Origin of the sequence: Oceanicola sp. D3 (assembly GCF_006351965.1) — a bacterium.
Taxonomy (GTDB): Bacteria; Pseudomonadota; Alphaproteobacteria; order Rhodobacterales; family Rhodobacteraceae; genus Vannielia.
In genome coordinates, this window is the sequence record NZ_CP040932.1 from 3,598,303 (window position 1) to 3,618,326 (window position 20,024).

Genomic DNA, 20,024 nt, shown 5'->3' on the forward strand with positions numbered 1-20,024 from the left:
TATTTCTTTGCTTCCCGCTGTTTGAGTGATAGTTTGCGCATCAATAAACTGGGGCAAGCAACCGAAACGGGTTGAAATCGAGGGGGCGACTATGCGGCTGGTATGCCCGAATTGCGGGGCGCAATACAACGTGGACGACGGCGCCATTCCAGAGGCAGGCCGTGATGTGCAATGCTCCAGCTGTGGGCATGGCTGGTTTCAAAAGCCCGAAGGCAGCGGCGAAGCGCCAAGCCTGGCCACCCGCATCGCCAGCCAGCCCGGCCCCAAGCGCGAAACCACCAAGATCGCCACCGGCGGGCCGGATCAGGCCAGTCGCGAGGCTGCAGCGAGCGGCGCGCCCGAGCAGCGCACCGGCCGCCGCGCCCTCGACACCGCCGTCATGGACGTGCTCCGCGAGGAGGCCGAACGCGAAAAGGCCGCCCGCGCTGCCGAAAGCGCCCAACAACCGCAGCCCCCAGCCCAGCCCGAACCAATCCCTGTGCCCGAGCCGGCACCCGCGCCTGCGCCCGCCGCCGAGGCCCCCGCACCCGCCGAGCCGGAACAGGCCGCACCGCAGCCCGCACCCGAGCCGGCCCCTGCGCCAAAGCCGGAAGAGCGGCAGGTTGCCAGCGAAACCCACAAGGCAAAGATCCGTGGTGAAAACCCGGTGGTCGCCGTCGCCGCCCTGTCGGGCCGCGCGGTTCAGCGCAAGGAAATGCTGCCCGATATCGAGCAGATCAATTCCACCCTGCGCGCCAGCGCCGACCCGAGCCGCGCCGCCGAAGAAGCGGGCGCCGCCGATGAAGCCGAGAAGCGCAAGGCCAAGCGCGGTTTCCGGATCGGTTTCGGCCTCGTGGCCGTCCTCGCCCTCGCGGCCACCCTGATCTACACGCAGAGCCCGCGCATCGCGGCGGCTGTGCCCGCGGTGGAAGGCCCGCTCACCAGCTATGTTGCCGCCGTAAACGACGGCCGTCGCTGGCTCGACAACACGCTGCGCGGCGCCAGCAGCGAGTAAGCACCCGCTTCACTTCAGGTCAAATGCGAAACAACGCGCCTTGGCGGCAGGCCTTGCACGGGCTCGCCGCCAGTTGGCTGGTGGCTGATTGCAGGCGGAGGCCAACGCCCGTTATCAGAACCGCTCCAGCAGCCGCTTGAGGTATTCCAGCTCCACATCCGGGCGTCCCTGCTCGGAAGAGCGGCGGCGGATTTCGTCCAGCAGGTCGCGGGCCCGGCGATACACATCATCGCCCTGCAACATGTGCTCCTCGGTGCCCAGCGGGCCGGTGGAACCCCGGTCACGACCCAGCGGATCTCGGCGGTTGTTCGGGTCGGCCCGGCCCACGTTTTCACCCTGCCCGCCCTGCTGCTGGCGGCGCTCTTCGGCCATGGCTTCGCCGAGGTTGCGCATGCCTTCGCGCAGCCGCTCGATCGCCTGTGACTGGTTGTCGATGGCCTCGGCCATGTCGCCCTGCCGCAAGCTCTCCTCGGCCCGGTCCATCGCCCGGCCCGCCTCGTCGAGCGAGCGGCGGGCGGCGTCGCCCTGCTCGGTGCCCGCGCCCGGCAGCTGCCCGCGCTGGCGCTCCAGCTCGCGGCGCAGCTCGCGCTGGCGCTGCGCAAGGCTGCGCTCGTCCGGCTCGCCACCCTCGCCGGGGCGGCCATCAGGGTTGTCGCCCTGGCCCTGCTGGTTCTGGCCCTGCTCATGGCTCTCGCCCTGGCCCTGGTTGCCATTGCGGCCCTCGTTCTGCCCGCTCTCGCCCTGCTGGGCATTGGGGTTGAACTGCTCCTGCAAGTCGCGGAAGGCCTCGTCGCTCAGGCCCTGCTGGTCACGCAGGGTTTCGGCCAGCCCCTCCATGGCTTCCTCGCCGGGGCTCTGCTGCCCCTGCCCGCCCTGGCCCTGGGTGACCTGCATGTTCTGCATCATTTCCATCAGCTGGTTGAGCAGCTCCTGCGCCTCGGCAGTGCGGCCCTGCTGCATCAGCTCCTCGAGCTTGTCGAGCATGTCCTGCAGGTCTTGCTGGGAGAGCTCCATCGTCTCGCCCTGCTGGCCGGGCTGTTGCTCACCGGGGTTCTGCTGTTGCTGCTGGGCAAGCTGGCGCATGTAGTCTTGCATCGCCTGCCGCATCTCTTCCATCAGCTGGGCAATCTCTTCGTCGCTCGCGCCGTTGCGGATGGCTTCGTTCAGCCGCTCCTGCGCCTGCCGTAGCCGTTCCAGCGCGTTGGAGAGCGTGCCCTCCTCGATGCGCACCGCAATCTCCCAGAGCGCCTCGGCCAGCTCGTCGCGGGTGGCCTCGGGCAGCGTCTCGCCCGCCGCCTCCAGCCGCTTCAACACCATCCGCACCTGCAAATAGGTGCGCGGTTGGGCGATGGCAGAGGCGGGCTTCCACGTGATCGTGCGCAGGATCTGGGCGGTGCGGGCCGCGTTCTCCCGGCTCCAAAGCAGATCGCGGCGAAGCTCGATCAGCGCCGAGGCCGCCGGGTCAAAGAAGCGCCGCCCGGGCAGCACCATGGCGCGCGCCTCGCTGCGCCCCTGCTGGCCGTTGGCGTCTTCCACCGACATCTGCATCACCACGGGCAGGTTGGCCCATGCGTGTTTTGACAGGTCGTCAATCAGGGTTTCCTCAAAGCTCGCACGGTTGCCCGAAATCGTCATCGGCAGATCAAGCACCACCGGCTCGCGCGGCTCCGGCTCGGCCACAAGGCCATAGCGGCGATCCAGCGCGCCCTCGTCCAGCGTGATCCGGGCAGACCCGGCAATAACGCCATAGTCATCCTCGGCCCGGAACCGCTGCTGCAGCTCGCCCATCGCCGATTTGTCGACCTCGCCAACAAGCTCCACCCGGGGCGCCGTGTCAGGCGAAATCAGCACCGTCCACTGCCGCCCGCCGGAGCCGCCAATCTCGATCTCGCCAGAGCCGTTGATGGCAAAGCTGCGCACCCCATCGTCCGCAGCGGGCGTGGCCTCGGGGATGGCCTCATCGGCAGAGGCCTCTTCGGCCGGAGCGGCAGGTGCCATGCCGGACACCGTTTCGCGCACATCCAGCGCACCCACCTCGCCATAAAGCCGGATCGTCACCTCCGAGCCCTCGGGCACGGTAAACTCGGCCTGTTCGATATCGTTGAGATAGAGCGAGGGCTTGCCGGTGTAGGCAGGCGGCTCGATCCAGCCCTCCCAGCTCGGCCCGGCCGCCAGCGCCGCGCCCGGCCCTGCACCGGCCGCATCATCCAGCGAAGTGATCCGCCAAAGCGAGCCAAACAGCAGCGCCGTCACCAGCGCGCCCAGCGCCACGTAGCGCAGCGCATAGGGGTCACGGTCCGAAAGGCGAAGATCGGGCTGCACCGCGCGGGCGCTCTCGATCCGCTCGGCCATCCGCTCCACATGAGCGTTCCACACCGCCTCGGAGCCAAAATCACCCGCGCCAATCGCCTGCTTGTCAGAGAGCGCCTTGATCGGGCGGCCCGGCAGCGTGGCATCCAACCGCGCAACAACCTCCTTGCCCGTGGGGCGGGTATAAGCGCGGATACCAAGCCCGATGGCCACGATGACGGCCACAATCCAGAGCCCGCCAACACTCCACACCCCTTCGGGCGGCAGCATGTCATGCGCGCCAAAGGCCAGCGCGGCCAAGGCGGCAAACACCAGCGTCCACACCGGCCAGAAGCTGCGCACCGCCCGTTCGGTAATCATCCCCATCCGCGTCAGCTGGAGGGGTTTCATCAGGCGCTTCAGGGCGCGGGAGCGGGCGGCATTCGGGTCCATGACCCTCCGATGCGGTCAGGATTCGCGGCAAGTGCGGCCAGCATGGCCTACACCCATGAGGGAACCTTATCGCGGGCAATCATTTCGTCAAAGGTCGGTCTTTCCCGTATGACAGCAAAGTTATCTCCGCTCACCAGCACCTCCGGAATGAGCGGCCGCGAGTTGTATTCGCTCGACATTACGGCACCATATGCACCCGCCGAGCGAAACCCGACGAGCTCACCGGGCTTCACCGGCGCCAAGGCACGCGCCTTGGCAAAGGTATCGCCGCTTTCGCAGACAGGCCCGACGATATCATAGCTGCGCTGCTCCACCCCCGGCTCCGCCTCGATCACCGGCACGATGTCATGGTGCGCGCCATACATCGCTGGCCGCAGCAGGTCGTTCATCGCCGCGTCGATGATCAGAAAGTCGGTGCCATCCCCGTCCTTCTCGTAGATCACGGCGGCCACCAGCATACCCGCATTGCCCGAAATCAGCCGCCCCGGCTCAATCTCCACCTCAACGCCCAGCCCCTCGGTAACGCGCTTGATCATCGCGCCATATTCAATCGGCAGCGGCGGGCCGGAGTTGTTGCGCTCGTAGGGGATGCCAAGGCCGCCACCAAGATCGAGCCGCTCAATCGTGTGGCCCTCCGCGCGCAACGCATGGGTCAGCTCCACCACCTTCTCAAAGGCGGTCTCGAAGGGCGCAAGGTCGGTGAGCTGGCTGCCGATATGCACGTCGATCCCCACCACCCTCAGGCCGGGCAGCGCGGCGGCACGGGCATAGGCCTCCTTGGCGCGGCTGATCGGGATGCCAAACTTGTCACCCTTCTTGCCGGTCGAAATTTTCTCATGGGTCTTGGCATCCACATCCGGGTTCACCCGGATCGTCACCGGCGCCTCGGCCCCCATCGCGCAGGCCACCTCGCTCAGCGCCTCCATCTCCGGCTCGCTCTCGATGTTGAACTGGCGAATGCCGCTCTCCAGCGCCATCGCCATTTCGGCGCGGGTCTTGCCGACGCCGGAAAACACAATCTTGTCGCCCGGCACACCGGCGGCAATTGCCCGGGCATATTCCCCGCCAGACACCACATCCATCCCCGCCCCGAGCTTGCCCAGCAGGGTCAGAACCGCCTGATTGGCAAGGCTCTTCATCGCAAAGCAAATGCAATGCGGCACGCCGTCCAGCGCCTCTTCGAACAGCTTGTAATGCCGGGTCAGCGTGGCGGCGGAATACACGTAGAACGGCGTGCCAACCTGCGCCGCGATCTCGGAGATCGGCACATCCTCGGCATGCAACACGCCGTCACGGTAGAGAAAATGGTCCATCGCGCCCTCGCTCGTTTCCGCGCGTTCCTACTGCCCAGCGCCGGGCAGATCAATCAGTCAGCAGCCCCGCTTCCCGCATCTCGGCGCGGCTGGGGTGCCAGAGCGTCTCGGGCGGAGTCTGATAGGCCCGCTCAAGGAAGGCCCGCGCCACGCCACGCCGCGCCAGAAAGGCCCTGTCCTTCGCCTCCTCGGCGGCTGCATCCACATGCCGCACCGCGCCATAGCTGGAACTGTCCAGCAGCACGTAGCGGTGAAAGCCCAGTGCGCCCTCCTGCCCCACACTCCGCGCCGCCCCGGCGGCAAACACCAGCGTGCAGGCTGAGAAACACCGCACCTGCGCATGGGTCGCCAGCCCCGCCTCCTCGATCAGCCGCGCCATGCCGCGCGCCGCAAATATATTGCCGCCCGGGCTGTCGAGGTCGATCGCCACCACGCCGCCCCGCGCCAGCCGCTCACGCAGCGCGTTGAACTGCGCCAGCGTCATCTCCCCCTCCAGCCGCAGCCGCCCGGCCTCTTCCGGCAGGCGGGCCACGGCAAGGCGGGCGGGCACCGTCTCTGAGGTAAAGCTGCGCACCGGCGTCTTTCGCGCCACCAGCGTTGTGCCCACGGCCAGCAGCACCGCGCCCGCGCCCGCATAGGCGGCAAAGCCGGCCACAAACCCGCCGCCCTCCCGCAACGCCCTGTCTGCCGTGCGAAACGCCCCCACCACAGCCCAGATCGCCAGCGGCGCATCCACCAGCGCAAGAGCGGGCAGCGGCCAATCCGCCAGCACCCGGTTCACCGCCCAAAGCAGCAGCGCCGAACATGCCACCGGTCCCGCCAGAGCCAGCCAGAGCGGCAGCGCCCCACGCCAGTGTTGTTTGAGAAATGAGGCCACCCGCATGGGGCCAGCCTAACCGCCTGCGCGGCAGCAATACAGCGTCAGCCGGTAATCCGCGTGACGGGGCGGATGTTGCCGTCGGCATCCTTGGCCACGCCCATCTGCACCTTCCCGTGAAAATGAACCCCGGGCTCGGGGCGGTCGGCGTTGGGCTCGCCCATCGCGCACCCCGAAAGCAGCGCGGCACCAGCCAGCAGCAACAGGAGCCGTTCAGAACGTGCGATCATCTTCATCCGCTCCATAAATCACATAGGGCTCCCAATCGGCCACCCGCTGCACAGGGCGGGTCTTGCCATCGCTCGACCCGGCCACACCGGCCTGCACCTTGGTCGGCAAGCTCACGGCCACCTTTAGCCCCTCGCCCGATCCTCCGGCGCAGCCCGCCAGCAGCGCACCGAGGCAGAGAAGCGCCAGTGCCCGCATCAGCCACTGCCCCCGGTGATCCCCACCTTCACCTTGCCACTCACGCTGATGCCCGGCTCCGCTGGCGGCTCCGGATCGCCATCCACACCGCAAGCGGCAAGGGTCAACAGCAGGGCAAACGCAGCGAGAGGTTTCATGCCAAGGCATCCTTCCAGCGGGCAATCTGCGCCCTCACGTTATCGGGCGCCGTTCCGCCATAGGATGTGCGCGAGGCCACCGAGTTGTCTACCGACAAGACCGTGAAGACATCTTCGGTGATCTCAGGCTTGACCGATTGCATCTGTTCCAGCGTTAGGTCTGGCAGGTCGCAGCCCTGTTTCTCGGCCATCGCAACCAGAGCGCCGGTCACGTGGTGCGCGTCACGGAACGGCAGGTTCAGCACCCGCACGCACCAGTCCGCCAAGTCGGTCGCGGTCGAAAAGCCCGTGCCCGCCGCCTCGGCCAGCTTCTCGCGGTTGGGGCTCATGGTTTCCACCATCCCCGCCATCGCGGCCAGCGCCAGCATCAGCGTGTCGGCGGCATCAAAGACGCCCTCTTTGTCTTCCTGCATGTCCTTGGAATAGGTCAGCGGCAAGCCCTTCATCACCGTCAACAAGCCAAGGTTGGCACCAAGGATGCGCCCGATCTTGCCGCGGATCAGCTCGGCGGCATCGGGGTTCTTCTTCTGCGGCATGATAGAGGAGCCGGTGGACCAGGTGTCGGACATGGTGACGAAGCGGAACTGCGCCGATGACCAGATCACCAGCTCCTCCGCCAAGCGGCTCAAATGCATCGCACAAATGCTCGCCGCCGCCATGAACTCCAGTGCAAAGTCCCGGTCCGCCACCGCATCAAGGCTGTTGGCCATCGGCCGATCAAAGCCCAGCGCCTTGGCCGTCGCCTCCCGATCAATCGGAAAGCTCGTGCCCGCCAGCGCCGCCGCGCCCAGCGGCGACTCGTTCATCCGTGCCCGCGCGTCCTCAAACCGCGTCACATCGCGCCCCAGCATCTCGACATAGGCCAGCATGTGGTGGCCCCATGTCACCGGCTGGGCGACCTGCAAATGCGTGTAGCCCGGCATCACCCAATCCGCCCCGGTCTCGGCCTGCGCCAGCAGCGCCTTCTGCACCGCGCGGATCGCTGGCACCGCCGCATCGCACTGGTCACGCACCCACATCCGAAAATCGAGCGCCACCTGATCATTCCGGCTCCGCCCGGTGTGCAGCCGCTTGCCCGCATCCCCGATCAGCTCCACCAGCCGCGCCTCGACATTCATGTGAATGTCCTCCAGCGCGGCGGAAAACTCGAATGCGCCGCCTTCGATCTCTGACAACACCGTGAGCAGCCCTTCCCGGATCGCCTCGGCATCGCTATCCGAGATGATGCCGACCTGCGCGAGCATGGCGGCATGGGCGCGGCTGCCCGCGATATCCTGCTGCGCCATCCGTTGGTCAAACCCGATCGAGGCATTGATCGCCTCCATGATCGCGTCCACACCGGCAGAAAAACGCCCGCCCCACATGGCGTTGGCACTGGTCTTGGAGGTCTCTGTCATTACGGGCCTGAAGGAGTTGGGAATGAAACGTCTGATTGCCGCGGTTCTCTACACGGCGCTGAGCCTCACTGCAAACACGGGCAGCGCAAGCGCCCAAGACATTGCCGCCCTGCGCGACGGCAGCATGAAAAAGCTCGCCGTGCACGCCACGCCCCGCGAGGTGCCCACCGAGGCGTTCGACGGCCCCGATGGCCCCCTCACCCTCGCCGATCTGAAGGGCGAGGTCATCATCCTCAACTTCTGGGCCACATGGTGTGCCCCCTGCCGCAAGGAAATGCCCGCGCTGGCCGAACTTGGCGCAGCCTTCGAGGGCAAGGGCGCCCGCGTCGTCACCGTGGCCACCGGGCGCAACCCCGACGGCGCCGTCACCCGCTTTCTCACCGAAATCGGCCTTGCCGACCTGCCGGTCTACCGCGATCCGCGCCAAAAACTCGCCCGCAACATGGGCGTGCTGGGCCTTCCGGTAACGGTCATCCTCAACGCCGAGGGCCAGGAGGTTGCCCGCCTCACCGGCGATGCCGAATGGAACAGCGACAGCGCCCGCGCCATCATCGCCGCGCTGGTGGCAGAGGGCGGTTGAAAAACTTCAGTGCCTCCGGCGGGGAGTATTTGAAGCAAGAAAATGAACGGTTTGGGCTCTATTTTCTTGCTCGAAATACGCAGCGCCCCGGTCAACCGAGCGCGGCGCAGTCGCCATGGCGCGGGCAGCCCACCACGTGGTCATTCACCATGCCCACCGCCTGCATGAAGGCATAAACGATCGTCGGCCCGACAAAGCGGAAGCCCTGCTTCTTCAGGTCTTTCGAGATCGCCTCCGAAACCGCCGTCTTTGCCGGCACCTCGGCCAGCGAGGCCCAGCGATTCTGCACCGGCTTGCCGTCGACGTAATTCCAGAGGTAGGCCGAAAACCCCTCCCGCGCCTCAATCTCCAGCCAGCCCCGCGCATTGCCAATGGCCGCCTCGATCTTGCCCCGGTGCCGCACGATCCCCGGATCGGCCAGACAGCGCGCCACCTCGGCTTCGCCCCATTCCGCAATCCGCGCAGGCTCGAACCCCTCGAAGGTGGCGCGAAAATTATCGCGCTTTTTCAGAATGGTGATCCACGAAAGCCCGGCCTGAAACCCGTCGAGCATGAGCTTTTCATACAGCGCCCGCCCGTCATATTCCGGCACGCCCCACTCCTCATCGTGGTAGTCGATGTAGATCTGGTCCTGCCCGACCCAGCCGCAGCGCTCGCCCATCCCGCACCCATCCCTAAAATTAGAACAAAATATGAATATTCAGGATTTCTTAGGAGAACAAGGTGCATCCTGACCGCACCTGTCAGAACGGAGCATGCAATGGCCGGAGCAGAACCACGGCGGCAAATCTTCGAGGCCAATGACACTTCTCCGCTCGGCGCAGCGGTGCGCCAGCGCGACGAGAATATCCTGTCGATGGTCCGCGCCGCGCTGGACAGGCGCGATGTCATGCTCGCCTTTCAACCCATCGTCAGCACCCTCGATCACGGCAGAACCGCCTTTTACGAGGGGCTGATCCGCGTGCTCGATGACACCGGGCGGGTGATTCCCGCGCGGGAGTTCATCGGTGCCTGCGAAACCAACGAGATCGGTCGAATCATCGATTGTCTCGCGCTCGAAATGGGGCTTACAGCGCTGCATCAGGCCCCCGCCCTGCGGCTGGCCATCAACATGTCGGCCCGCTCTATCGGCTATCCGCGCTGGATGCAGACGCTGGAGCGCGGCCTCACGATGGATCCAACGCTGGCGGAGCGCCTGATCATCGAAATCACCGAAGCCTCGGCCATGATCATGCCCGATATCACCTCGGTTTTCATGCTCGATCTGCAAACCCGCGGCATCTCCTTCGCGCTGGATGATTTCGGGGCGGGCTACACCGCCTTCCGCTATTTCAAGGATTTCTTCTTCGATATCCTCAAGATCGACGGGCAGTTCGTGCGCGGCATCAGCCACGACCCCGACAACCGCGTGCTGGTGCAGGCCATGGTCTCCATCGCCCGCCACTTCGACATGTTCACCGTAGCCGAATTCGTCGAGAACGCCGAAGATGCCGCCGCGCTTTCGGCGCTCGGGGTGGATTGCCTGCAGGGCTACCACTTCGGCGCGCCCACCACCTCACCGGGGTGGAAGGAATTTCCCCAAGGCATGCGCCGCACCGGCTAAGCGGGCCACGGGGCGCAGGCCAATCCGCCTCAGCTTCGGCTCAACGCCGCAGCGCAGCATTTTGCCGCACCGCAGCAATGCCGCCCTTGCGTCACCCCCGCCAAAGCTCTACCCATGGCTGGGATCCGGGCGGGGTGGAGTCGGGTCAATCAGGCACGCAAACACAGACACCCCGCCCCAGCCATCGGGAAAGGATGTCTCATGACCAACGTCGTAATCGCCTCAGCCGCGCGGACCCCTGTGGGCTCCTTCCTCGGCTCCTTCGCCAACACCCCGGCCCATGATCTCGGCAAGGCCGTTCTGGAGGCCATCGTCGAGCGTGCGGGCATCGAAAAGGGCGAGGTTTCCGAAACCATCCTCGGCCAGGTGCTCACTGCCGGTCAGGGCCAAAACCCCGCCCGACAAGCCCATGTCAATGCCGGTCTGCCCACCGAGGCCGCCGCATGGGGCATCAACCAGGTCTGCGGCTCCGGCCTGCGCGCCGTGGCGCTCGGCGCCCAGCACATCCAGCTTGGCGATGCCTCCATCGTCGCCGCAGGCGGGCAGGAAAACATGTCGATGTCCCCCCACTGCGCCTCCCTGCGTCAGGGCCAGAAGATGGGCGACATGAAGTATATCGACACGATGATCCGCGATGGTCTTTGGGATGCCTTCAACGGCTACCACATGGGCCAGACCGCCGAGAACGTGGCCGACCAGTGGCAGATCACTCGCGACCAGCAGGATGAGTTCGCCGTTGCCTCCCAGAACAAGGCCGAAGCCGCGCAAAAGGCCGGCAAGTTCGACGATGAGATCGCCGCCTACACCATTAGCACCCGCAAGGGCGACATCGTGGTCGACAAGGATGAATACATCCGCCACGGCGCAACCATGGAAGCCATGCAAAAGCTGCGCCCCGCCTTCACCAAAGAGGGCTCCGTCACCGCCGCCAACGCCTCCGGCCTCAATGATGGCGCCGCCGCCGTGCTGCTGATGAGCGCCGATGACGCCGAAAAGCGTGGCATCCAGCCACTGGCCCGCATTGCCTCCTATGCCACCGCCGGGCTGGACCCGTCGATCATGGGCGTCGGCCCGATCTACGCCTCCCGCAAGGCCCTCGACAAGGCGGGCTGGTCGGTTTCCGACCTCGACCTGGTGGAAGCCAACGAGGCCTTCGCCGCGCAAGCCTGCGCCGTGAACAAGGACATGGGCTGGGATCCCTCGATCGTAAACGTGAACGGCGGCGCCATCGCCATCGGTCACCCCATCGGCGCTTCGGGCTGCCGCGTGCTCAATACCCTGCTCTTCGAAATGCAGCGCCGCGACGCCAAGAAGGGCCTCGCCACCCTCTGCATCGGCGGCGGCATGGGCGTGGCCATGTGCCTCGAACGCCCCTGAGCCGAGAGAACGCAGAAGAGGGCGCGCAATATAGTTGCGCGTCCAATTTCAACTGCGTAACAAGATTACCAATACGGAGGAGGAGAATCATATGACCCGCGTTGCACTCGTCACCGGCGGTTCCCGAGGGATCGGGGAAGCCATTTCCAAAAAGCTGAAGTCCGATGGCTATGAAGTGGCCGCCACCTATGCGGGCAATGACGAGAAGGCCAAGGCCTTCACCGAGGCCACCGGCATCAAGACCTACAAGTGGAACGTGGCCGATTACGAGGCCTCCAAGGCCGGTATCGCCCAGGTCGAGGCCGATCTCGGCCCAATCGACGTGGTGGTCGCCAACGCTGGCATCACCCGCGATGCGCCCTTCCACAAGATGACGCCCGAGCAGTGGAAAGATGTGATCGACACCAACCTCACCGGCGTCTTCAACACCGTCCACCCGGTCTGGCCCGGCATGCGTGAGCGCAAGTTCGGGCGGGTGATCGTGATTTCCTCGATCAACGGCCAAAAAGGCCAGTTTGCCCAGGTCAACTATGCCGCCACCAAGGCCGGTGACCTTGGCATCATCAAATCGCTGGCCCAGGAAGGCGCCCGCGCCGGGATCACCGCCAACGCGGTCTGCCCCGGCTACATCGCCACAGAGATGGTGATGGCCGTGCCCGAGAAGGTGCGCGAGAGCATCATCGGCCAAATCCCCGCCGGTCGCCTTGGCGAGCCCGAGGAAATCGCCCGCTGCGTGGCCTTCCTCGCCTCCGACGATGCGGGCTTCATCAACGGCTCCACGATCTCGGCCAACGGCGCGCAGTTCTTCGTCTGAGCCCGACGCAAAGGCAAGCAAAGGGTCGGCCATGCGGTCGGCCCTTTTTCTTTGTCCGCACCCCGGCTAGACCGGCGGGATGACACGCGCCGCCGCCACCGCCATCGGCTTCACCGCCATCCTACTCTGGGCGCTTCTGGCGCTGTTCACCGTGGGCTCCGCCCCGGTGCCGCCGCTTCAGCTCAATGCCATCTGCTTCACCATCGGCGGGGCCATCGGGCTTGTCTGGTGCGCCGCGCGGCCCGGCGGCTTTGCCCGCATGCTCGCGCCGGGCTGGAAGGTGATCGCCTTCGGCACCACCGGGCTCTTCGGCTACCACCTGCTCTACTTCTCCGCCCTGCGCGTTGCCCCGCCCGCGCAGGCCGGGCTCATCGCCTATCTCTGGCCGCTCTTCATCGTGCTCTTCTCCGGCCTCCTGCCGGGCGAAAAGCTGCGGGCCGGGCACATAATCGGGGCGTTGCTCGGCTTTGCCGGGGCGGCGGTTGTGATCACCGGCGATGGCGGCGGATTTACCCGCGAATGGGCGCTTGGCTACGGTCTGGCCTTCGCCTGCGCGCTCACCTGGTCAAGCTATTCGGTGCTGTCGCGCCGCCTCGGAACGGCCCCCTCCGAAGTTGTCACCCTCTTCTGCCTTGCCTCCGCCCTGCTCTCCGTGGTGGCCCACCTCGCGCTGGAGCAAACCGCATGGCCACAGGGCACGCTGGGCTGGGCGAGCATGATCGCGCTGGGGCTGGGGCCGGTGGGCCTTGCCTTCTATACTTGGGATATCGGCATGAAGCGCGGCAACATCCAGCTTTTGGGCACCGCCTCCTATGCGGCCCCGCTGCTCTCTACCCTTGCGCTCGTTCTCGCAGATGTGGCGAAGCCGACCGAGTGGCTGGCCGCCTCCGCCCTCCTGATCTCGCTTGGCGCCGCGCTTGCCGCTCGGGCAAGCCGCCGCGCCGCGAAGCTCACTTCGCCAAAGTCTAAGTCGCCAACCGGCTGATCTCTTCTTTCAGACGAAGTTTTTGCTTCTTCATCTCCGCGATCTTTAAATCGCTCGCCCCGGGGCTGCGTTGTGCCTCTTCCACTTCGGCCGAGAGTACTTGGTGTTTGCGACGAAGCTCCTGAAGATGGGCAGTCACGGACATGAGTATCTCCTCTATGGTTATGGGTCAGCCCGCTGATTGCAGCACAGAATCTGAGTCGTGTCACCCATGCCGCGCACCTGGGCTGTGGATAAAGGTCAAGTGCAAAGCTTTCGAAAGGGTTAAGATTTCACAGAGCTGTCACAAGAGCCGGGTGAGCGGCGCGCCCTCCCGCAAAATCGCGGCCGCTTCTTCGGTAAAGTCGTCCCCATCCCGCTCATGCGCCGGCCCCCGGTGCAGCACCATCGGGGCCAGCAGCCGTGCATCGGCCCGCCCGCCCTTGCGGGCTTGCACAATCACCCGCCCGGCGTCCCGCCCCGCGCGCCCGGCCAGCGGCAGCATCTGCGGCCCGCCAAACCCGCCCTGCCCTTGGAGCGCCGCCAGCAATTCGGGCAGGCGCTCGGCCCTGTGAATCACCGTGAGCAGGCCCAGCGGTGCCAGCCTTCTGGCGGCCACATCGACCCACTCTGCAATCGGCGTTTCCTCGCCCATCGCCGCCTCTCGCGCCGGATCGGGCGAGGCTTTGCCACGGCGACGATCAAAATAGGGCGGGTTGAACAGCACATGGGCAAAGCTGCGGGCCTTCAGCTCTGGCGGCAGGGCGGCAATGTCGGCCTCCACCACCTCCACCGCGCCGTCGTTCTCGCAGGCATTGCGGCGGGCAAGCTCGGCATAGGCCGCATCGCGCTCCACTGCCGTCACCCGGCAGCCTGTCACCCGGGCTGCAAGGCACAGGCTAGCCACACCGGCCCCCGCGCCCAGCTCCAGCGCCGTCTCTCCGGCCTGCGCGGGCACCGCTGCCGAAAGCAGCACCGCATCCATCCCGGCCCGATAGCCCGCCACCGGCTGCCAGGCCTGCACGCGCCCGCCCAGATACCGATCGCGCCGCGCCTCAGTCGACAACACCTTCGACCCCGTTGTCGCGCAGGATCTCGGCGGCCTCCTCATGCTCGGCATCCGCCACCATCAGCCGCCGCGGCAAAACGCCTATGGAGCCTTCGAGCACGCTCATATGGACGTCCATTTCGAAGCAAGTTATATCCTCGCCGGTCAGGAGCGCCTTGGCGAATGCGAGTTGTGTCGGGTCGGTGGTGCGTAGAACGGCCTTCATGGACAAAGACTTAAGCGCAGCGATGGCGGCTGTCGAGCGGGGTTACAGGAGCGTGAGCGTGCTGAAGAAAGCGGAGACGGCGGCGCAGACCAAACCGCACGAGCGGCTGGCAGCGGCGTTGCAGGGCGATATGGCTGCGGTCAACGCGCTCATCGCCGAGCGTATGGCCTCCGAACACGCCCCCCGCATCCCCGAGGTGTCGGCCCATCTGATCGAGGCAGGCGGCAAGCGCCTGCGCCCCATGCTGGTGCTCGCCGCGGCGCGGCTCTGTGGCTACGCCGGCCCCTTCCACGTGCACCTCGCCGCGACGGTCGAGTTCATCCACACCGCCACGCTGCTGCATGATGACGTGGTCGATGAAAGCGCCCAGCGCCGGGGCCGCCCCACCGCCAACCTGCTCTGGGATAACAAATCTTCCGTGCTGGTGGGCGATTACCTCTTCGCCCGCGCCTTCCAGCTCATGGTCGAGCCGGGCAACCTTCGGGTGCTCTCCATCCTCTCCAACGCGGCGGCCACCATCGCCGAGGGCGAGGTGCTGCAACTGAGCGCGGCGCAGGATTTGAAGACCGATGAGAGCGTCTATCTCAAGGTTGTGCGCGGCAAGACGGCGGCGCTGTTCTCGGCGGCAACAGAGGCGGGCGGGGTGATCTCCGGTGCCTCCGACGAGGCCACCCGCGCCCTCTTCGACTATGGCGACGCACTCGGCATCGCCTTCCAGATCGTCGATGACTACCTCGATTACGCGGGCGACGCCGGGGCGACCGGCAAGAACGTGGGCGACGATTTCCGCGAGCGCAAACTGACCCTGCCGGTGATCAAGGCCGTGGCGGCGGCAAATGACGAAGAGCGCGACTTCTGGAAGCGCTGCATCGAGCGTGGTCGGCAGGAAGAGGGCGATCTGGAAACCGCGCTCGGCCTTCTGGCGAAGCACGGCACGCTGGAGGCCACCCGAACCGAGGCCACCGCATGGGCCGACCGCGCCAAGGCCGCCCTCGCGCCGCTGCCCGCCAGCGACATGCGCGACATGCTCATCGACCTCGCCGATTACGTGGTCGCCCGCATCCGCTGACGCCGGGCTCAGCCCTCGGCCACCCACCACTCGGGCCGCTCATCGCGCAGCATCCCTGCGGCCCGGTCGCGTGCCTCATTGTCCTCGAAAATGGCGAAGCAGGAGGCACCAGAGCCTGACATCCGCGCCAGCATCACCCCCTCCATCAAGCGCAGCTCATCAAGCACCTCGGCAATCTCCGGGGCCAGCGAGCAGGCGGGGGCTTCAAGATCATTGCGCTGCCACGTGAGCCAATCCACCAGCTCGCGGCGCGTGGGGGCCTCGGGCGGCTCCGGCAGGGGGGCGTTGTCATGCCGCTCCATCCGCCCAAACACCGCCGCCGTCGAAACCGGCACGCGCGGGTTGACCAGCAGCAGGTTGAGTTGCGGCATCCGCTCGATCCGCGTCAACTCCTCGCCAATGCCGCGCATCCGGTAGGCCACGCTCGGATCTGCGCAAACCGGCACATCCGCGCCCAGCGCCTCTGCCAGCCTGTGCGGGCCGGGCATAGGCAGGCGCCACAACTCCGAAAGCGCCCGCAGCGCAGCCGCGGCATCTGCCGAGCCACCACCGAGGCCGGAAGAGATCGGCAGGTTCTTTTCCAGCTGGATAGAGACACCGCCCGCCGGCAGCCCAAGCCGCGCGGCCTCGGCCTCCATCAGCTCCGCAGCCTGCAACACAAGGTTGGAAGGCCCCGGCGGCACGCTTGCCCCAAACGGGCCCGAGGCCCCAAGGCTCATCCCCGCCGCATCGCGCAGGATCAGGTGATCGCCCACATCGGCAAAGCACACGAGGCTGTCGAGCAGGTGATACCCATCACTGCGGCGGCCTGTAACGTGAAGCGCAAGGTTGATCTTGGCCGGGGCGAAGGCCTCAACCTTCGTCATTGGCGACCGCGAGCGGCTGTGCACCTTCCTCGGCCAGAACCTCGTCCAGCCCCACCTCCAGCTTGCGCCGGATGCGCTCCGCGTCCTTTTCTTCCGGCTCAAAGCTCAGCGCCCGCTTCCACTGGAATTGCGCCTCAAGATGGCGGCCCACGGCCCAGTAAACGTCGCCCAGATGGTCGTTGACGATCGGGTCCACCGGCAGCAACTCGGTTGCCCGCTCCATATGGGCCACCGCCTCATCGTAGCGGCCCAGCCGGTAAAGCACCCAGCCGAGGCTGTCGGTGATGTGGCCACTGTCGGGGCGCTCGGCCACGGCACGTTCGATCATGTCGAGCGCCTCGTCGAGGTTTTCGCCCATCTCCACGTAGGAATAGCCAAGGTAGTTCAGCACCTGCGGCTGGTTCGGGCGCAGTTCCAGAGCCTTGCGAAAATCCGCTTCGGCCCCGTCCCATGTCTCCATCCGCTCACGGGTGATGCCCCGCGCGTAGTAAACAACCCAATGGGTCTCCAGATCGCTCTCGAAGAGCGCAATCGCCTTGTCATAGGCCGCTTCGCTCGCCGCCCATTCCTCCTGCCCGCGCAGGATGTCGCCCAGCGCGATATGAACTCCCAGAATATCGGGGCGCGACTTGGCCAGCTGGCGCAACACCTCCGTGGCCGCCTCCACCTTGCCAGCCCGGCGCAGCGCCTCGGCGCGGCCCATCTCGGCAGCATGGAACGCCGGGTCACTCTGCGGCACGCGCTCATATGTGCGGGTGGCCAGCTCGTATTGCTCCATCTGGTCCAGCAGCTCAGCCGCCAGCAGCAGCGCCTCGGTGTTGCCATCCGGGCGCAGGTAGTCGGAGGCGCGGGCGTAGAGCAGCGTGTAACTGTCGGAGGTTTCGCCGTTCAGCGCACCGGCCACCGAGAGAAACACCTCTGCCAGCCCGTCATCCGCCGAGCGGATCACGGTAAATGGCAAGGTCTCTCCGGCCTCCAGCTGCGTGCGCATGGCGGCAAGCTCTGGGTCCAGGTCGCGGGTGAAGGCCTTCTGCATCAGCTCCAGCGCAGACTCGTTGCGGCCCAGCTGGCTCAGCACCTGCACATGGGCAATCACGCCCCGGCGGGTCAGCCGCAGCGGCCCGGCCTCGCGGCCCGAAAAGATGTTGTCAGCCGCCTCGAAATCACCCGCCACCCCAAAGGCCAGCGCCTTGTGATAAAGGCCAAACGCCTTCAGCCCGGTATCGGCAGCAGCGGTATCGAAAGCCTCCAGCGCCCGGTCCATATTGCCCTGCGCCAGCTCGGCCCAGGCCCGTACCAGCCCGTCCACCAGCGGGCCAACGCTCTCACCCGCCTCGATGCTCTCCAGCACCCCGGCATAGTTCTTCTTGCGAAGCTCCTCGGCAATCAGCACCAGCTGCGCGATCTGGCTGTCCTCGGAGGTCTCCACCATCTGCCGGGCAATCGGCGCGGCGGCCTTGAAGTCGCCCAGCCCGATAAAGGCCAAAATGGCGTTTTCCAGCAAAAACGGGTTCGTCCGGTCGCGCACCAGAGCGCGGGTGTAATAATCGGCCGCGGCGCGAAAATCGTTGTTGTAGCTGGCCACACGGGCCGCGAGATACGCGCCGGAAAGCCCCCTGTCGGCCTGTTGGGCCGCGGCGGGCAGGGCAAGGCTCACGGCCAGCGTCAGCGTGGCGGCGGTGCGAAGCAGTGATCTAAGGCGCGGGGTGCTCATGGCGGGGCCGATCTACCTTTTATTGTTCATTGTCGGCGCACGGTAGACCCCTGCGCTTACCAAAACAATACGATCCCCGGCCACGACAGCCCTTGTCACGCGATTTCTCGCGCCATCGTGACGGCCCTGCCGCGCCCGCGGCTCACATGTTGGGGTAGTTCGGCCCGTCACCGCCCTGCGGCACCGTCCAGTTGATGTTCTGCGGCGGATCCTTGATGTCACAGGTCTTGCAGTGCACGCAGTTCTGGAAGTTGATGACAAACTCTTCCTTGCCGTCCTTCTCAACCACCTCATACACGCCCGCCGGGCAGTAGCGCTGCGCCGGTTCAGCATATTTCGGCAGGGTGAAGGCAATCGGAATCGACGGATCCTTCAGCTTCAAATGGCAGGGCTGGCTTTCCTCGTGGTTGGTCATCGAGAAAGACACATTGGTCAGCCGGTCAAAGCTGAGCTTGCCATCGGGCTTGGGGTATTCAATCGGCGCATGGTCGGCGGCCAGCCCGGTGGCATCGGCATCGTTCTTGCCGTGCTTCAGGGTGCCAAACAGGCTGAAGCCGAAGAGGTTGTTCGTCCACATATCCAAGCCGCCCAGCGCCAGCGACGGCCAGAGGCCCCACTTGCTCCACATCGGCTTCACGTTGCGCACCTTCTTGAGATCCTTGGCAATCGCCCCGCCGCGCACCTCAGCCTCATAAGCCGCCAGCTCGTCGCCCTCGCGCCCCGCCTTGATCGCCTCAAAGGCCGCCTCGGCCGCGGCCTTGCCGGAGAGCATGGCGTTATGGTTGCCCTTGATCCGTGGCACGTTGACCATGCCCACCGAGCAGCCCAGCAGCGCCACACCGGGCGCCACCATCTTGGGCATGGACTGATAGCCACCCTCGGTGATCGCCCGCGCGCCATAGGCCACGCGCTTGCCGCCCTCCAACAGCTCAGCCACCATCGGATGATGCTTGAACCGCTGAAACTCCATGTAGGGGAAGAGATGCGGGTTCTTGTAGTTCAGGTGAACCACGAAGCCGACGTAAACCTGATTGTTCTCAAGGTGATAGATAAAGGAACCACCCCCGGCATTGCCGCCCAGCGGCCAGCCCATCGTGTGGGTCACGGTGCCCTCGCGGTGCTTGGCAGGGTCGATCTCCCAGATCTCCTTCATGCCAAGCCCGTATTTCTGCGGCTCATGCCCCTCGGCCAGCCCGTATTTGCCGATCACCTCCTTGGAGAGTGATCCCCGCACGCCCTCGCTGAGGAACACATACTTGCCGTTCAGCACCATCCCCGGCTCATAGCCCGCGCCCGGCGTGCCATCGGGCTCACGGCCAAACTCACCGGCCACAACACCCTTCACCCGGTCGCCCTCATAGATCAGCTCCGAGCAGGCCATGCCGGGAAACACCTCAACCCCCAGCTCTTCCGCCTGCTCCGCCATCCAGCGGCAGACATTGCCCATGGAAACGATGTAGTTGCCGTGGTTGTTCATCAGCGGCGGCATCGGGAAGTTGGGCACCCGCAGCTTGCCCTCTTCGCCAAGGATATAAAAATTGTCCTTCGTCACCGGCACATTGACCGGCGCACCCTTCTCTTTCCAATCCGGAATCAGCGCATCAAGGCCGCACGGGTCCAGCACCGCGCCAGAGAGAATATGCGCCCCAACTTCCGAGCCCTTCTCCAGCACCACCACGTCCAGATCGGCATCAAGCTGCTTGAGCCGGATCGCCGCCGAAAGCCCGGCAGGCCCGGCCCCCACGATCACCACATCGTAGTCCATCGATTCCCGTTCGATCTCGGCCATCGGGCTCATCCTCCGCGCAACAATTGTTCGTCCGGCCTTGGTTACCGGAGGGGCAGGCGCAAGGCAATCGCTACGCTGCGGCGCGGAG

At 65.9% G+C, this 20,024-nt stretch carries 21 protein-coding genes; 7 read left to right on the forward strand and 14 right to left on the reverse strand.

All coding sequences use genetic code 11. From position 1 onward, the window contains the following. The first annotated feature begins 91 nt into the window (after positions 1 to 91). Positions 92 to 994, forward strand: coding sequence for a zinc-ribbon domain-containing protein (locus FHY55_RS18045; protein WP_140015510.1), 903 nt, complete (start codon positions 92 to 94; stop codon positions 992 to 994). A 114-nt stretch (positions 995 to 1,108) separates the two neighbouring features. On the opposite strand, the gene FHY55_RS18050 is transcribed toward FHY55_RS18045, so the two are convergent. The 7 genes from FHY55_RS18050 to argH are packed head-to-tail and all read right to left on the reverse strand — an operon-like array spanning position 1,109 to position 7,886. After that, positions 1,109 to 3,736 (reverse strand): TIGR02302 family protein, encoded by a 2,628-nt coding sequence (locus tag FHY55_RS18050; RefSeq protein WP_140015511.1) that lies wholly within the window; start codon positions 3,734 to 3,736, stop codon positions 1,109 to 1,111. 47 nt (positions 3,737 to 3,783) lie between these two features. Further along, positions 3,784 to 5,049: a diaminopimelate decarboxylase gene (lysA, locus tag FHY55_RS18055; protein WP_140015512.1), complete on the reverse strand. Its 1,266-nt coding sequence runs from the start codon at positions 5,047 to 5,049 to the stop codon at positions 3,784 to 3,786. Positions 5,050 to 5,098: 49 nt separating this feature from the next. Further along, complete coding sequence (locus tag FHY55_RS18060; RefSeq protein ID WP_140015513.1) at positions 5,099 to 5,926, reverse strand: hypothetical protein; 828 nt, start codon at positions 5,924 to 5,926, stop codon at positions 5,099 to 5,101. Between the two features lie 44 nt (positions 5,927 to 5,970). Beyond that, positions 5,971 to 6,156 (reverse strand): hypothetical protein, encoded by a 186-nt coding sequence (locus tag FHY55_RS18065; protein ID WP_140015514.1) that lies wholly within the window; start codon positions 6,154 to 6,156, stop codon positions 5,971 to 5,973. After that, positions 6,140 to 6,352 carry a hypothetical protein gene (locus FHY55_RS18070; protein ID WP_140015515.1) on the reverse strand — a complete coding sequence of 71 codons (213 nt, stop codon included), beginning with the start codon at positions 6,350 to 6,352 and terminating at the stop codon, positions 6,140 to 6,142. The genes FHY55_RS18065 and FHY55_RS18070 overlap by 17 nt, the downstream gene beginning before the upstream one ends. Beyond that, entirely contained in the window at positions 6,352 to 6,489 is a 138-nt protein-coding gene (locus FHY55_RS18075) for a lipoprotein (protein ID WP_140015516.1), read from the reverse strand. Before FHY55_RS18075 ends, FHY55_RS18070 begins: the two co-directional genes overlap by 1 nt. Beyond that, positions 6,486 to 7,886 carry an argininosuccinate lyase gene (gene argH, locus FHY55_RS18080; RefSeq protein WP_140015517.1) on the reverse strand — a complete coding sequence of 467 codons (1,401 nt, stop codon included), beginning with the start codon at positions 7,884 to 7,886 and terminating at the stop codon, positions 6,486 to 6,488. The genes FHY55_RS18075 and argH overlap by 4 nt, the downstream gene beginning before the upstream one ends. Before the next feature lie 22 nt (positions 7,887 to 7,908). Here argH and FHY55_RS18085 point away from each other — a divergent pair, with 22 nt between their 5' ends. Further along, positions 7,909 to 8,466, forward strand: coding sequence for a TlpA disulfide reductase family protein (locus FHY55_RS18085; RefSeq protein ID WP_140015518.1), 558 nt, complete (start codon positions 7,909 to 7,911; stop codon positions 8,464 to 8,466). A gap of 91 nt (positions 8,467 to 8,557) precedes the next feature. On the opposite strand, the gene FHY55_RS18090 is transcribed toward FHY55_RS18085, so the two are convergent. Next, positions 8,558 to 9,127 carry a DNA-3-methyladenine glycosylase I gene (locus FHY55_RS18090; RefSeq protein WP_140015519.1) on the reverse strand — a complete coding sequence of 190 codons (570 nt, stop codon included), beginning with the start codon at positions 9,125 to 9,127 and terminating at the stop codon, positions 8,558 to 8,560. 99 nt (positions 9,128 to 9,226) lie between these two features. Between FHY55_RS18090 and FHY55_RS18095 the strand changes: the two genes are divergently transcribed. The 4 genes from FHY55_RS18095 (at position 9,227) to FHY55_RS18110 (ending at position 13,245) form a co-directional block, all read left to right on the forward strand. After that, positions 9,227 to 10,069 carry an EAL domain-containing protein gene (locus FHY55_RS18095; RefSeq protein ID WP_140015520.1) on the forward strand — a complete coding sequence of 281 codons (843 nt, stop codon included), beginning with the start codon at positions 9,227 to 9,229 and terminating at the stop codon, positions 10,067 to 10,069. Between the two features lie 201 nt (positions 10,070 to 10,270). Then, positions 10,271 to 11,446, forward strand: coding sequence for an acetyl-CoA C-acetyltransferase (locus FHY55_RS18100; protein WP_140015521.1), 1,176 nt, complete (start codon positions 10,271 to 10,273; stop codon positions 11,444 to 11,446). A gap of 91 nt (positions 11,447 to 11,537) precedes the next feature. After that, on the forward strand, positions 11,538 to 12,260 hold the full coding sequence (gene phbB / locus FHY55_RS18105; protein ID WP_140015522.1) for an acetoacetyl-CoA reductase: 723 nt from the start codon (positions 11,538 to 11,540) through the stop codon (positions 12,258 to 12,260). Positions 12,261 to 12,339: 79 nt separating this feature from the next. Further along, the gene (locus tag FHY55_RS18110) at positions 12,340 to 13,245 is read left to right on the forward strand and encodes a DMT family transporter (RefSeq protein WP_140015523.1); all 906 of its coding nucleotides are present in this window, start codon (positions 12,340 to 12,342) and stop codon (positions 13,243 to 13,245) included. On the opposite strand, the gene FHY55_RS18115 is transcribed toward FHY55_RS18110, so the two are convergent. The 3 genes from FHY55_RS18115 to FHY55_RS18125 form a co-directional block, all read right to left on the reverse strand. Next, a complete protein-coding gene (locus FHY55_RS18115; RefSeq protein WP_140015524.1) occupies positions 13,226 to 13,390 on the reverse strand; it encodes a YdcH family protein in 165 nt (54 codons plus the stop codon). The genes FHY55_RS18110 and FHY55_RS18115 overlap by 20 nt on opposite strands. Positions 13,391 to 13,528: 138 nt before the next feature. Next, entirely contained in the window at positions 13,529 to 14,248 is a 720-nt protein-coding gene (locus tag FHY55_RS18120) for a tRNA1(Val) (adenine(37)-N6)-methyltransferase (RefSeq protein WP_254695364.1), read from the reverse strand. Between the two features lie 31 nt (positions 14,249 to 14,279). Then, positions 14,280 to 14,498: a DUF2007 domain-containing protein gene (locus FHY55_RS18125; protein ID WP_140015526.1), complete on the reverse strand. Its 219-nt coding sequence runs from the start codon at positions 14,496 to 14,498 to the stop codon at positions 14,280 to 14,282. A 130-nt stretch (positions 14,499 to 14,628) separates the two neighbouring features. On the opposite strand from FHY55_RS18125, the gene FHY55_RS18130 reads away from it, so the two are divergent. Further along, a complete protein-coding gene (locus tag FHY55_RS18130) occupies positions 14,629 to 15,567 on the forward strand; it encodes a polyprenyl synthetase family protein (protein WP_254695518.1) in 939 nt (312 codons plus the stop codon). Positions 15,568 to 15,575: 8 nt separating this feature from the next. Here FHY55_RS18130 and FHY55_RS18135 read toward each other — a convergent pair whose 3' ends face one another. The 3 genes from FHY55_RS18135 to FHY55_RS18145 all read right to left on the reverse strand — a co-directional run bounded on the left by FHY55_RS18135 (position 15,576) and on the right by FHY55_RS18145 (position 19,936). Further along, positions 15,576 to 16,433 (reverse strand): 4-(cytidine 5'-diphospho)-2-C-methyl-D-erythritol kinase, encoded by an 858-nt coding sequence (locus FHY55_RS18135; protein WP_140015527.1) that lies wholly within the window; start codon positions 16,431 to 16,433, stop codon positions 15,576 to 15,578. Beyond that, on the reverse strand, positions 16,420 to 18,147 hold the full coding sequence (locus tag FHY55_RS18140) for a tetratricopeptide repeat protein (RefSeq protein WP_140015528.1): 1,728 nt from the start codon (positions 18,145 to 18,147) through the stop codon (positions 16,420 to 16,422). The genes FHY55_RS18135 and FHY55_RS18140 overlap by 14 nt, the downstream gene beginning before the upstream one ends. Before the next feature lie 142 nt (positions 18,148 to 18,289). After that, entirely contained in the window at positions 18,290 to 19,936 is a 1,647-nt protein-coding gene (locus tag FHY55_RS18145; protein ID WP_254695365.1) for an electron transfer flavoprotein-ubiquinone oxidoreductase, read from the reverse strand. Between the last annotated feature and the right edge of the window lie 88 nt (positions 19,937 to 20,024).